Below are 13,421 nucleotides of genomic sequence, written 5' to 3'. Positions count from 1 at the left end.
GGGATCCTCACGGTCCGGGTGGTTGTGCGGAGCTGCGCCGATTACAGTTGGGTCCTGGGAATCTATGGAGGTGGTAGCGGATGGCGGATGACCTGTTCGCCGCAGCGGATGCGCCTGATGAGCACACCCTGCCGCTGGCGGTGCGTATGCGACCTGTGAATCTGGAGGAGGTGGTCGGACAGACCAAGGCCGTTGCTCCCGGCACCCCCCTCGAACGGTTGGCCAGGCCGGGCGCTTCGGCCCGGCAGCGACTGACGGCGCCGGCTTCCGTCATCCTCTTCGGCCCCCCTGGGGTGGGAAAGACGACCTTGGCCTACATCGTGGCCCGGCAGTCCGGCAGGGACTTCCAGGAGCTTTCTGCGGTCACTTCCGGGGTCAAGGAGCTTCGTGCCCTGCTGGCGCAGGCCAGGGAACGGCTGGTCTCCACGGGTCAGGAGACCGTCCTGTTCGTGGATGAGGTCCATCGTTTTTCAAAGTCCCAGCAGGACGCCTTGCTGCCGGCTGTGGAGAACCGGGATGTGACTCTGGTGGCCGCAACCACTGAAAACCCGTCGTTCTCTGTCATCGCCCCCCTGCTTTCCCGCTCGGTGGTGGTCAAGCTGGAGGCTTTGGAACCCGATGACATACGGGCACTCATTGATCGCGCGCTATCAGATGCGCGTGGGCTTAAGGGTGAGGTAAAAGCAGACGATGCGGCCCGGGAGCGCATGGTCTCACTGGCTGGTGGAGATGCCCGCAAGGCCTTGACGATACTGGAAGCGGCCGCTGGAGCAATGACCGGCGACAAGCCCCGCAGGAAGGGTGCCCGTAAGCCGGTCATCACCGAACAGGTGGTGGAATCGGTCATGGATGCGGCAGCGGTGCGGTACGACAAGCAGGGGGACGACCATTACGACGTGGCATCCGCCTTCATTAAATCCATGCGGGGTTCGGACCCGGATGCGGCCGTGCATTATCTGGCTCGAATGCTGCGCGCGGGTGAGGATCCGCGTTTCATCGCCCGTCGCATCATGATTGCCGCAGCCGAGGAAGTAGGTATGGCGGCACCGCAGATTCTGCAGACCACGGTGGCCGCAGCCCAGGCCGTTGCGATGGTGGGTATGCCGGAGGCCCGGATCATCCTGTCCGAAGCGGTCATAGCTGTGGCGACAGCACCCAAGTCGAACGCGTCCTACATGGCCATCAACGACGCCTTGGCGGATGTGGATGCCGGACGAATCGGCCAGGTCCCCCTCCATCTTCGCAACGCGCCCACCAAACTCATGAAGCAATGGGGCAACCACGAAGGGTACCGTTATGCCCACGACTGGCCCGGGGGAGTGGCCCCACAGCAGTACATGCCGGATGAGCTGGCGGGGCGCATCTACTACCATCCCAAGGACCGCGGATATGAACGTGAGGTCGGTCCCAGGCTGGAACGGATTCGCGCCATCCTGGATTCGGAAGACAAGCGGAGGGCCCCATCCCATTCGGACGATGACGATGACTAGAATCCGGGGAGCCGGGACCGCACTGTTGTCATCGGATTCAGACGCCTGTCAGCAAGCGCACGCCAGTGGAATACTTGCGCCGTCCCTGAGCCAGTGAATGTGGGTACACCAGGCAACACCGGGCGCCCGGCTCAGGAAGCCTCGGTCTGCAGATGACGGCTGACTGATACCAACCCCTGGTAGAGCGACTTTGGATCCAGGCCGGGCTCGTGCTGGAAGAAATCCGCCCACCAGGCATTGATGTCCCTGATTCGGTCCTTGGCCAGTTTGGCACCCTGGCCGGTCAGGGCGACTATCTTCGCCCGTCTGTCGGCCGGGTTCGGCCTGCAATCGACCAACCCCTGCCCGACCAGGGCTTTGATGTCCCGCGCCAGCAGGGACGGGTCCACGCCCATGAATTCGGCTATCTGGCGCTGGCATAGGCCAGGATGATCGTAGAGGAATACGAGCAGGTCGCTTTGGGTGCCCGAGCATGTCGGGATGGCGATCCTTCTCTTGAATTCGGATTTCGACTGGCGGTAGATACTGGCGATGTAACCGCTGAGCAAGTGGTACTGCTGATGCTGTGCCATGGATATGGCGTCCTTCCCCAACACGTTGTACTCGTCAACTCCGCAATCGGTGTGTCCGGTATCCCCAGAACCGTACAGCGCCGTTTCCCCAGCGGATGCGAGTCAGTTTGAATGACGTAGTCAGCCATAATAGCCTATGACCTGGCCGGATGGGTCTGGTCCGGCATGGGCCAGGGCTGTGTTAGCGCATACCTGCGCCTGTTGTTCGGTCGGCAGGTCAGTCCTCGAAGGGGAAGCGCAGATTCCAGATTCGGCGGATCCTGTCCATCAGCTCCATGATTCGCAGCGTGTCCTGGTGAGGCATTTCGGCGCATTCTCTGGCGCCGGACAGAATCGCTTGGGCGGCCGCAGCGACTTCGTACTCGTAGCCGGTCAGTTGGGAGGGTACTTCGTGGTGGCCGCTCAGTCGGTGGTCACTGTCATATACGTCAATGGCCTCGATGTTGTTGATGTTACGGCAGACCATGTAGCCTTCGGTGCCCCATACCGTGCCCGAGCGGTCGGAGGAGACGGTCATGGAGGAGGAGGCAAGGCCCATTGCGCCGTCCGTGTAGACCAGGGTGGTCGCATTGTGCTCGTCCACGCCGGTGTGGTACATGACGGCTGTGGATTCCACACGCTCCAAGGGTTTCGGGCCGAAGACCATGTCCAGGAAGTTCAGGGGGTAGACGCCAACGTCCAGCAGGGCGCCACCGGCCAGGGCCGGGTCCGTCATGCGCGGTTTGCCGGTCGTGGGGTAGCACAGGTTGGCGGCCGCCGCCTTGACCTGTCCGATGGCTCCCGAGGCGATGATGTCGTCAACCATGACCCGGGAGGGCATGTACCGGGTCCAGATGGCCTCGGCACACAGCAGGTCCAGGGCTTGTGCCTGTTCCAGCACTGGACGGGCCTGGGCGGCATTCGCGGTGAAGGACTTCTCCACCAGGATGTTCTTACCAGCCTGCAGGCAGGCCTGGGCTTGCTCGGCGTGCAGGGAGTGGGGTGTGGCGATATAGACCAAATCCACTTCAGGGTCTACCAGAAGCTCCCTGTAGGAACCATAGGCATGGGGAATGCCATGCCTCCTTGCGAAGTCTTCGGCACGTCCTTGGGAGCGGGAGGCCACCGCCCAGGGTTCCACCAGGTCCCTGTACCGGTCGTCGGAGGCCATCCGTGCCAGGGTTTCCGCCATATGCCGTGCGATCCTTCCGGCACCCAGGATGGCCACTTTGACTTTCAGTCCGCGCTTGTGGGCCTCGTCGCCCATGCCGTTCAACCTGCTCATCGTATCTTCCTTTCCGCGTATGCTCTCATGCACGCTGCGGCGGCTGTCCGCCGTCGGCTGTGATTGTTTCGTACAGCGCTTCCAGGCTGGCCTGCCGTCGGTCCGGCTTGAGCTCGCACTCCCATATGGTGAGCACCCTCCAACCCTGGCCGGTCAGCACGGCGCGCTGACGTTGGTCGCGCTCACGGTTGCGCATGAGCTTTGCGGACCAGAATTCAAGATTCGATTTGGGCATGGAGAAAGTCCCGCAGTCTTCATGCATATGCCAGAAGCACCCATTGACGAACACCATCGTCCGCCACTTGGGCAGTACCAGGTCCGGGTGGCCCGGATAGCGCTTGTCGTTCTTGCGAAAGCGTAAGCCACGGGCGAACAGGTAGGAGCGCACTATCCTTTCGATAGAGGTGTCCTTGCCCCGTATCCGGGACATGGTGTAGGAACGTGTGCCCCTCTCGAAGCGGCTCTCCCTCTGGACGCCCTTGGCCATGTGCCTCGCCTAGAGAATCTCGACGGTCTCGATCATGACTGGATCCAGAGGCTGGTCGGAGCCGTCGGTGGGTGTCGCGCCCAAGGCGTCCACGACCTTCTTGGAGGCATCATCGGACACCTGTCCGAAGATCGTGTGATGGCCGTCCAGCCAGGGGGTGGGTACCGTGGTGATGAAGAACTGGGAGCCGTTCGTGCCATGCGTGCTGCCCGTCCGCGGGTCGCGGCGCAGACCCGCGTTCGCCATGGCCAGCCTATAGGGCTGGTCGAATGCCAAAGTGGGGTCAATCTCGTCGTCGAACTCGTACCCGGGTCCACCGGTCCCGTCGCCCAACGGGCAGCCTCCTTGGATCATGAAATCCTTGATGATCCGGTGGAAGGTCAGTCCGTCGTAGAAGGGGTCCTTGCGGCTTTCGGCGGTGATCGGGTCCTTCCATTCCTTCGAGCCGGAGGCCAGGTCCAGGAAGTTCCGGACGGTCTGCGGGGCCTTGTCGTCGAACAGGTCAAGGCGGATGTCGCCTGCGGATGTGTGCATGATAACTGTAGTCATGCGCCCATTCTCCCACCTCCGCCAGACCCTGGTCAAGGCTTTGGCGCCCTGGGCGGCAGCGGCGGTCAGCGCAGGCGCCTGACCACCCGGGAACCGAAGGGCATCAGGGCCAGCTGGGCCATCTTGATGGACTGGATGCCGAAGGGAATGCCGATAATCGTAACCATGTTCGCCAAGCCTGCCGCCAGATAGCCCACGGCCATCCACCAGCCGACCAGAAGTATCCAGATAATGTTGGCGAATGTGGAGCCAAGACCGCCTCCGTAGGCCACGGTCTTACCGAAGGGCGCCAGTGTCAGGCCGGCCAGCTTGAAGGCCTGCATGCCCAAGGGTATCCCGATGACCGTCAGGCAAAGCAGGACTGCGATCAAGGCCCATGCCGCCGCGAGCAGGAGGCCGCCCAGAATCCACCAGATGATGTTGCCGATCACGCGCATGCAGATGCCCCGTTCAATTAGTTGTTCCTATCCTCTGTTGCCTGTTGCACAACCGTGGATGCGTGCAGCTTATTCCACCTGGCCATACCCGGCTTGCGTTATATTGCCGGACCTGGGTTCGGTCAGGGCAAGCACGACGGCCTGAACACAGGCCTGCACGTCCTGCGCGATTTCCTCGATGGTCTGGTCGCGTTCTCTTGTGTCCGGGGCTTTCGCGGATACCGAGGCCTCCTGGGCGTCGATGAGTCGCATACCCGACTGCACGAGGCCGCGTGTAAGCTCCACACCGGTCTGCACCCGCCCGGGCAGCAGCCGCTGCCAAGCCTGGATCAGAGGGTCGTTGACCATATGGTAGAAGTGGAGTTTGGCTATTCCGGCGCCTCCGGGTTCGGCGCTGGAATAAGTGCTGCCGGTGGATTGGTCTGGGGCCGCTCCGGCCTCCGGGCCGCGACCGTATAAAAACCGTTTGCGCATATGCGTATCACCGGAATCGGCGAACAGGTCCATCAGCCAGCCGTGCCCATGCTCACGGGCCTGGTTCATATTGGTCCGGGACCAGGCGAGGATGATGGCCCTGGGATCGACCAGGCCATCCAGGGCGCTGTTCAGCGCACCCTCCCAGGATGGCAGACGTCGCTCCATCACCATGTCCGCCAGACGGTCCGCGTTCGCCGCATAACGGTAGAGCGAGTTGCGGGCGATACCGGCGCGTTTGCTGACCGCACCCATGGTCAGTGCCTGCCGCCCGCCTGTCTTGAGAATGGCTTCGGCGGCGTCCAGGATGTGGGCCAGGAGACGTTGGCGGTGCTCACTCAGAGTGGCTTCCTCGATCTTGGGCATTGCAGCCCCCTTCCCTGGGTCCTGCTCCGATCCTTTCGTGTTCAAGTCTAGGATGACCCCGGTATGGCCGCCGTTGATTTGCCTATTGAAGGGACGCGGGCGTATGATCTACTCAGTTCGCGACGCATTGTCGCGAAAGTTCCTGGGGTGTCCTGAGCCGCTCGAGGTGAGCGGGTGGAACGACAGCAACGAAAGGTGTGCGCATCATGAGGCTGCAACAGACGGAACGGACGGAGACGTCGGTAGAACCGTCGACGGACGCCACGTCGGGCCCCAAGCCGCCGTGGAAGGCCCTGTGGGTGCTCGCCTTGGGCCTGGCCATGATCGTCCTGGACGGATCCATCGTCAATGTCTCGATTCCGGCCATCATCGATGCCATCGGGATTAACTTGACCGACGCCCAGTGGATCACCGCCCTGTATTCCATCATCCTGGCCGCCCTGCTCCTTCCATCCGGTCGTCTAGGGGACATGTACGGGCGCAAGAAGCTCCTCCAGGTCGGGACCGTCGTCTTCATGCTCGGCTCACTTCTCGCGGCCGCCTCACAGTCGGGTGCCCTGCTGCTGTGCGCACGGGTGGTGCAGGGTGTCGGTGGGGCGCTGGTCATGCCTTCCACCCTCTCGTCCGTGTCCGCCAATTTCCGTGGCAGGTACCGGGCCGCGGCCTTCGGCGTCTGGGGTGCCGTCATGTCCTCGGCCGCAGCCATCGGTCCGCTCCTGGGGGGGCTGTTTACACAGACCATAGGCTGGCGTTGGATCTTCCTGGTCAACCTGCCCCTGGGCGCCGTCGTCCTGCTGGCCTCCATCCCCTTCGTGCCTGAAACCAAGAGTCAGGCAGGTAAAGGCTCCGGACTGGGGCTGCTCTCCGACACAGGTGGCATATTCCTGTCGGCCTTCGGCTCCGCGCTGGTTGTCTTCGCGCTGATCGAGGGCGAGACATACGGCTGGTGGCACGCATCCAAGGATTTCAAGGCAGGCCCGTTCACATGGTCCGCGTCCGCGCCTGTATCACTTGTCCCTGTGTGTCTGCTCCTTGGCCTGTTGCTCCTAGGCTGTTTTGCGCTCGTGGAAATCAAGCGCAAGCAGTCGGGGCGTCTGGTCATGCTTGATGTGACCCTGTTCAGGATACGTACTTTCGGCTGGGGCAACTTCACAGCCGCCATTATCAACGCCGGCGAGTTCGTCGTCATCTTCATACTGCCCCTCTATCTGATAAACGCCCGCTCGCTTGACACCATGCAGGCCGGGGCCATCATCGCGGTCCTGGCCTTGGGATCCATCGTCTCCGGCGGGCTGGCCCGCATCGTCTCCGCCAAGCTCGGCCCCGGGGGAACCGTCCAGCTGGGCCTGGTCCTGGAAATGGTGGGTGTCGTCGCCGCAATAGCCCTCATGGGGCCGAACAAGCCCATCTGGCTGCTCATGGCCGCCCTTGTGATCTACGGACTCGGTCTCGGTTTCGCATCAGCACAGCTCACCAGCCTGGTCCTCTCCGGCGTGCCTGTGGCACAGTCGGGCGAAGGCTCGGCCACCCAGTCCACCATTCGCCAAGTGGGCACAGCCCTCGGCGCGGCAGTGGCCGGCACAGCCCTCTCGGTGGCGGTCGGTTACACCACTCCTGGCAAGCTTTCCGCCATCCCCGGTCTGCCACGGGGCTTGTCTGACGGTTTGGTGGCTGGCGTGAAGTCTTCAGCCGGCAACATGATCTCCGGCATGCGAGCACAGGGTGCCCACGGTAAGCTCGGCCCCCTGGGCCCCCAGGTAGTCGATGCCCTGACCTCTGGTTTCGTCCAGGGCGGCCAATTGGCCCTGGCCTTCGCTTGTGTTCTCCTCCTGGCCGGCCTCCTGGCATCCGTGGCTGTTCGCCGCGCCGCCGAAGCCGCAAGGTTCGACTCCGCCAAGTAGGGGGATTGCGCAAAGCGGTGGCATGCTTCGGGCGAGTGGCCGCCTTCCGGCAGCGGGGGACAGTAGCGCAATGGCGATGCCTCGAGGGACAACCCACCAGTTGAGGACCTCAGCGGTCCGTGGGCTTCGGTCTTGCCTGTCGTTTGTGGTGGATAAGGAAACCCTTGGGGAGTCAATGCCGGAAGGCTGACGGGTAGGGTTGGGGGTATGACACAAGCTGATGGATTCGAACAGGTGGAGTATGGGGTTCAGCGTGAACGGCGGCCCCTGAAGATCGCACTGGCGCAGATTGACACCTGTGTGGGCGACCTGGACGGGAATGCCGACAAGGTGATGGACTTCAGCCGGATGGCGGCCAAGGGCGGGGCGCTGCTGGTGGTGTTCCCCGAAATGACCCTGACCGGGTATCCGATCGAGGATCTCGCCCTGCGCGCCACCTTCCGTCGGGCCGCATGGGACAAAGCCAACGAACTTGCTGGCCGGCTGAGCCAGGAAGCACTGGGTGGGCTGTACGTAGTGGTCGGCACCGTCGGCACGGACCGGGAAAACGGGTTGCCCCGCAACCGCATGGTCGTGCTTCATGCAGGCGCGGTCTGGGGGGCCTACGACAAACATTTCCTTCCCAACTACGGGGTCTTCGATGAATTCCGCATCTTCTCGGCAGGTGATCGGTCGGTGGTGCTTACGATTGACGGTCAGCGGATAGGCCTGGCGATTTGTGAGGACATCTGGCAGGACGGTGGACCGGTGGAGGCGCTCGCCAGTCGGAAGGTGGACCTCCTGCTGACCATCAACGGCTCTCCCTACGAAGAGGGCAAGGGGCATGTGCGCCGGGGGTTGGCCGCCCGTCGGGCCCGGGAGGTCGGTGCGCCCGTGGTATACGTGAACCAGGTGGGCGGTCAGGACGACCTCATATTCGACGGCGGCTCCTTCGTGATGGGGGCGGATGGGCGGCTACTGCAGCATTTGCCGCAGTTCAAGGAGGAGCTAGGCTATTGGACGCTACCGGCGGCGGGGGAGGAGCCTCGGCCGGGTTCGCATCTGGCCTCCGACCTGGAAGCCGATGAAGAGGTATATAGGGCCTGTGTGCTTGGGCTTAGGGACTATATGCGCAAGAACGGTTTCAGGGGGGTCTGCCTGGGGCTTTCGGGCGGAATCGACTCGGCGCTGGTTGCCACCATGGCAGCCGATGCCTGTGGAGGCGGCAATGTGTGGGGCATTTCCATGCCAAGCATGTACTCCTCGGATGGTTCAAAGGACGACGCTGCTGAATTGGCTCGAAACCTGGGTGCCCACTATGAAGTGCAGCCCATAGAAGGCCTTTTCGCCGCCTTCCAGGGGCAGCTGGCGTTGGAGGGGGTCGCGGCCGAGAACCTGCAGGCACGCATTCGTGGCGTGATCGTGATGGCTTACTCCAACCGTCTCGGTCTGCTGGCCCTGGCCACCGGAAACAAGTCCGAACTTGCATGCGGGTACTCCACCATCTATGGTGATGCTGTCGGTGGATACGCGCCGATCAAGGACCTCCTTAAGACGCGCGTATGGAAGTTGGCCCGTTGGCGCAACGCCCAGGCGCAGGCTGCCGGTGAGAGCGAGCCCATCCCGGTGTCTTCCATCACCAAGGCCCCATCTGCAGAGCTTCGGGAGGGGCAGAAGGATTCGGACTCATTGCCTGATTACGCCGTACTGGACCAGGTGTTGGAGGCTTATATTGAGAAGGCGCACGGACGCGCCGACCTTATGTCGGACGGGTTCGACCGCGAAACCGTGGATACGGTCATGCGGCTGGTGGACCGGGCTGAGTGGAAACGTCGACAATACCCCTTGGGGCCCAAGGTGACGGCCCTGGCTTTCGGCCGTGACCGGAGGCTGCCGGTGACCAACGCCTTCCGCGAGTAGGGTCAGCACCGCATGACCTGTAGTGCCGCGGGTTGTGACCGCCGTAGGAAATATGACCGGGAGCGTAAAAGGAGCATAAAAGTGGGGAAGATGAACGAAGAGGAGAAGTGGTATTTCAATACCGAAACCGGTGAAGCCGAACTGGGCAAGGTCTCACCCCTAGAGCAGCGTATGGGGCCGTACGCTAGCCGTGAACAGGCTCAGGAGGCTTGGAAAATAGCCAAAAAGCGTAATGAGCAATGGGATGAGGACGAGCGCCGCTGGAAAGCGGGATGGGATGAGGGCCACAGGGATTGAAGGTGGACCGAAGGAGATTGTCAACACCGCCGATGTGCCAAATGCCTTAGTGTGACTAAGCTCACGTCTGTGGCGACGACCTTACGCAGGGCGTCATCTTATAATGGTGATTGAAGGCAGCAGCGTGAAGATGCGCGCTGGTACGTCAACAAGGAGTTGCAATGACAGCAGTTGATACAAAGACGGCCGTCTCTCCCGAGGAGCTCCAGGCAAAGGCCTGGGCAGGTTTCAAAGGCGAAGACTGGAAGAAGAACATCGACGTTCGCGACTTCATTCAGAAGAACTACACGCCTTACACCGGTGATGAGTCCTTCCTGAAGCCCGCCACGGAGAAGACGAAGGCCCTGTGGAAGTTCCTGGACGAGAACTATCTCGCTGTGGAGCGCAAGCAGCGCGTCTACGATGTGGACACCCATACACCGGCCGGCATCGACGCGTTCCCCGCTGGCTATATCGACGGCAAGCCCGCCGGTGAGACCCAGGACGACGTGATCGTCGGCCTGCAGACCGACGTGCCGACCAAGCGTGCCATGATGCCGAACGGCGGCTGGCGCATGGTCGAGCAGGCCATCAAGGAAGCGGGGAAGGAGCCCGATCCTGAGGTCAAGAAGATCTTCACCCGTTACCGCAAGACCCACAACGACGGCGTGTTCGACGTCTACACCCGCCGCATCAAGGTCGCGCGCCACAACAAGATTCTCACAGGCCTGCCCGACGCATACGGCCGTGGCCGCATCATCGGTGACTACCGCCGTGTCGCCCTGTACGGTGTGAACGAGTTGATCGCCCGCAAGAAGGCGGACAAGGACTCCATTCCTTACCGCAATGACTTCACCGAGGACGAGATTGAGCATTGGATTCGCTTCCGCGAGGAGCACTCCGAGCAGATCAAGGCCCTCAAGCAGCTGCTGAAGCTGGGCCAGGAGTACGGTTTGGATCTGTCCCGTCCGGCCCAGACCGCCAAGGAAGCCGTGCAGTGGACCTACATGGGCTATCTGGCCTCCGTCAAGAGCCAGGACGGCGCCGCCATGTCGATTGGCCGCCTGTCCGCTTTCTTCGATGTCTACTTCGAGCGCGACCTGGCCGCAGGCCTGATTGATGAGTCCGATGCTCAGGAGATCATCGACAACATCGTGATGAAGCTGCGCATCGTTCGCTTCCTGCGTACGCTCGATTACGACCAGATCTTCTCCGGTGATCCATACTGGGCCACCTGGTCAGACGCTGGCTTCGGCGACGACGGCCGTCCGATGGTCACCAAGACCTCCTTCCGTCTGCTCGCCACCCTGACCCTGGATCACCTGGGCCCCGGTCCCGAGCCGAACATCACGATCTTCTGGGATCCGAAGCTGCCCGAAGGCTACAAGCGCTTCTGCGCCCGCATATCCATCGACACCTCGGCCATCCAGTACGAGTCCGACAAGGATATCCGTGCCCACTGGGGCGATGACGCGGCCATCGCCTGCTGCGTGTCTCCCATGCGCGTCGGCAAGCAGATGCAGTTCTTCGGTGCCCGTGTCAACTCGGCCAAGGCCCTCCTGTACGCGATCAACGGCGGGCGTGACGAGATGACCGGCATGCAGGTCATCGACAAGGGCATCATCGACCCGATCCAGCCCGAGGCTGACGGCACTCTCAACTTCGAGAAGGTCAAGGCCAACTATGAGAAGGCCCTTGAATGGTTGTCAGAGACCTATGTCGAGGCCCTGAACATCATCCACTACATGCACGATAAGTATGCATATGAGTCCATCGAGATGGCCCTGCACGACAAGGAGGTCTACCGCACCCTCGGTTGTGGCATGTCCGGCCTGTCAATCGCTGCCGACTCCCTGTCGGCCATCAAGTACGCCAAGGTGTACCCGATCTACAACAAGGATGCCAAGGGCACCCCGGAGTATGTCGAGGGCGCTGACGACGACCTGATCGTCAACTACAAGACCGTCGGGGAGTTCCCGGTGTACGGCAACGACGACGATCGCGCCGACGACCTGGCCACCTGGGCGGTCTCCACGGTCATGGGCCAGATCAAGCGTCTCCCCGTCTACCGCGGTGCCGTCCCGACCCAGTCCATCCTGACCATCACTTCCAATGTGGAGTATGGCAAGAACACCGGGTCCTTCCCCTCCGGACACAAGAAGGGCACTCCGTACGCCCCGGGCGCCAACCCCGAGAACGGCATGGATTCGCATGGTATGCTGCCCTCCATGTTCTCGGTCGGCAAGATCGACTATGACGACGCGCTGGACGGCATCTCGCTGACCAACACGATCACCCCGGACGGTCTGGGCCGCGACGAGGATGAGCGGATCAAGAACCTCGTCGGCATTCTGGATTCCGGCAACGGACACGGTCTGTACCACGCGAACATCAATGTCCTGCGTAAGGAGCAGCTCGAGGACGCCGTTGAGCATCCTGAGAAGTACCCGCATCTGACAGTGCGCGTCTCCGGCTATGCGGTCAACTTCGTGAAGCTGACCCGTGAGCAGCAGCTGGATGTCATCTCGCGCACCTTCCATCAGGGTGCTGTGACCGACTGACATCCGGTCGTGCGCCGGTTGAACCGGCGTCGCGTTGGGCCTGTGGCTCAATAAGCAGTCAGGGGTGGGGCCTTGAGCCCCACCCCTCTTTTATAGGTGTCACCAATCTTGTATAGTTATCCCGGTGGTAGCCGGATGTAAAGAAGCAGGAGGCCCCCGATGGCTCAAGGCACGCAGTTTCGTACGACAAGGCCGCACATGCTCAAAGAGTCGAAAGTCTATCAGACCCAGACGCTGATGGGAGGCCTTTCGGGTTTTGAATCACCGGTCGGACTTGACCGTAGGGACAGGATCAACGCCTTGCGCACCGGTGACATAGGTTTCGTCCACTCCTGGGACATCAACACCTCCGTGGATGGGCCCGGCACCCGGATGACGGTCTTCATGTCCGGATGCCCCCTTCGCTGCCAATACTGCCAGAATCCGGATACATGGAAGATGCGCGACGGCCAGCCTGTATACCTGCAGGCGATGATCGACAAGGTGGCCCGTTATGAGGACCTTTTCAAGGCCACTGGCGGCGGCATCACCTTTTCCGGCGGCGAGTCAATGATGCAGGCGGCGTTCGTTTCCCGTGTCTTCCGCGCCGCCAAGGAGATGGGCGTCCATACCTGCCTTGACACGTCCGGTTTTCTGAACCGCAATTACACCGACGAGATGATCAAGGACATCGACCTATGCCTGCTCGACGTCAAATCGGGTGATGAGAAGACCTATAAGGAGGTCACCGGAGGCACCCTGGCCCCAACCATCGAGTTCGGCAAACGTCTGGAGGCGGCCGGAGCCAAGATCTGGGTCCGCTTCGTCCTGGTCCCGGGTCTGACGGATTCCGAGGAGAACGTCGAAAACGTGGCCAAGGTCTGCGAGCAGTTCAAAGGCGCGATCGAACATATCGATATCCTGCCCTTCCACCAGCTGGGCAGACCCAAGTGGCATGAGTTGCGCATCCCATATCCTTTGGAGGATAAGAAGGGACCTTCGCATGCCTTGCAGGACCGGGCCAAGGCCCAACTGGAGGCGCACGGCTTCGTGGTCTACTGACCCCCCCCCCCCCAACCCACAGGCCCGTAAAAGCACCTCACTTCAGGCTTCGCGCTAAGCTTGTTGGGCGTACACCAAGGCCCACAGGAGAGAGGCACGAACCC

General features: G+C 61.9%; 12 protein-coding genes. 6 read left to right on the top strand and 6 right to left on the bottom strand.

The window, feature by feature from the left end; all coding sequences use genetic code 11:
- The first annotated feature begins 80 nt into the window (after positions 1–80).
- Complete coding sequence (locus CRD59_RS03150; protein WP_113853151.1) at positions 81–1,490, top strand: replication-associated recombination protein A; 1,410 nt, start codon at positions 81–83, stop codon at positions 1,488–1,490.
- A gap of 131 nt (positions 1,491–1,621) precedes the next feature.
- On the opposite strand, the gene CRD59_RS03145 is transcribed toward CRD59_RS03150, so the two are convergent.
- The 6 genes from CRD59_RS03145 to CRD59_RS03120 form a co-directional block, all read right to left on the bottom strand.
- Positions 1,622–2,062, bottom strand: coding sequence for a MarR family winged helix-turn-helix transcriptional regulator (locus CRD59_RS03145; RefSeq protein ID WP_113853150.1), 441 nt, complete (start codon positions 2,060–2,062; stop codon positions 1,622–1,624).
- Between the two features lie 217 nt (positions 2,063–2,279).
- A complete protein-coding gene (locus CRD59_RS03140; protein ID WP_113853149.1) occupies positions 2,280–3,326 on the bottom strand; it encodes a Gfo/Idh/MocA family protein in 1,047 nt (348 codons plus the stop codon).
- Between the two features lie 25 nt (positions 3,327–3,351).
- A complete protein-coding gene (locus tag CRD59_RS03135; RefSeq protein ID WP_113853148.1) occupies positions 3,352–3,813 on the bottom strand; it encodes a very short patch repair endonuclease in 462 nt (153 codons plus the stop codon).
- Positions 3,814–3,822: 9 nt separating this feature from the next.
- Positions 3,823–4,362, bottom strand: a complete 540-nt coding sequence (locus CRD59_RS03130; RefSeq protein ID WP_113853147.1) for a peptidylprolyl isomerase — start codon at positions 4,360–4,362, stop codon at positions 3,823–3,825.
- Between the two features lie 65 nt (positions 4,363–4,427).
- Positions 4,428–4,799: a YccF domain-containing protein gene (locus tag CRD59_RS03125; RefSeq protein ID WP_113853146.1), complete on the bottom strand. Its 372-nt coding sequence runs from the start codon at positions 4,797–4,799 to the stop codon at positions 4,428–4,430.
- A gap of 69 nt (positions 4,800–4,868) precedes the next feature.
- Positions 4,869–5,639 carry a TetR/AcrR family transcriptional regulator gene (locus CRD59_RS03120; protein WP_113853145.1) on the bottom strand — a complete coding sequence of 257 codons (771 nt, stop codon included), beginning with the start codon at positions 5,637–5,639 and terminating at the stop codon, positions 4,869–4,871.
- 206 nt (positions 5,640–5,845) lie between these two features.
- On the opposite strand from CRD59_RS03120, the gene CRD59_RS03115 reads away from it, so the two are divergent.
- The 5 genes from CRD59_RS03115 (at position 5,846) to pflA (ending at position 13,317) form a co-directional block, all read left to right on the top strand.
- Positions 5,846–7,540 carry an MFS transporter gene (locus tag CRD59_RS03115; protein ID WP_113853144.1) on the top strand — a complete coding sequence of 565 codons (1,695 nt, stop codon included), beginning with the start codon at positions 5,846–5,848 and terminating at the stop codon, positions 7,538–7,540.
- A gap of 207 nt (positions 7,541–7,747) precedes the next feature.
- The gene (locus CRD59_RS03110; RefSeq protein ID WP_113853143.1) at positions 7,748–9,439 is read left to right on the top strand and encodes an NAD+ synthase; all 1,692 of its coding nucleotides are present in this window, start codon (positions 7,748–7,750) and stop codon (positions 9,437–9,439) included.
- 90 nt (positions 9,440–9,529) lie between these two features.
- Positions 9,530–9,736 carry a hypothetical protein gene (locus tag CRD59_RS03105; protein WP_113853195.1) on the top strand — a complete coding sequence of 69 codons (207 nt, stop codon included), beginning with the start codon at positions 9,530–9,532 and terminating at the stop codon, positions 9,734–9,736.
- Positions 9,737–9,897: 161 nt separating this feature from the next.
- On the top strand, positions 9,898–12,276 hold the full coding sequence (gene pflB / locus CRD59_RS03100) for a formate C-acetyltransferase (RefSeq protein ID WP_113853142.1): 2,379 nt from the start codon (positions 9,898–9,900) through the stop codon (positions 12,274–12,276).
- Positions 12,277–12,435: 159 nt separating this feature from the next.
- Positions 12,436–13,317, top strand: a complete 882-nt coding sequence (pflA, locus tag CRD59_RS03095; RefSeq protein WP_113853141.1) for a pyruvate formate-lyase-activating protein — start codon at positions 12,436–12,438, stop codon at positions 13,315–13,317.
- The last annotated feature ends 104 nt before the right edge of the window (positions 13,318–13,421 follow it).

The organism is Bifidobacterium xylocopae, assembly GCF_003315615.1.
GTDB lineage: Bacteria > Actinomycetota > Actinomycetes > Actinomycetales > Bifidobacteriaceae > Bombiscardovia > Bombiscardovia xylocopae.
This window is presented reverse-complemented; position numbering and strand designations above follow the sequence as displayed.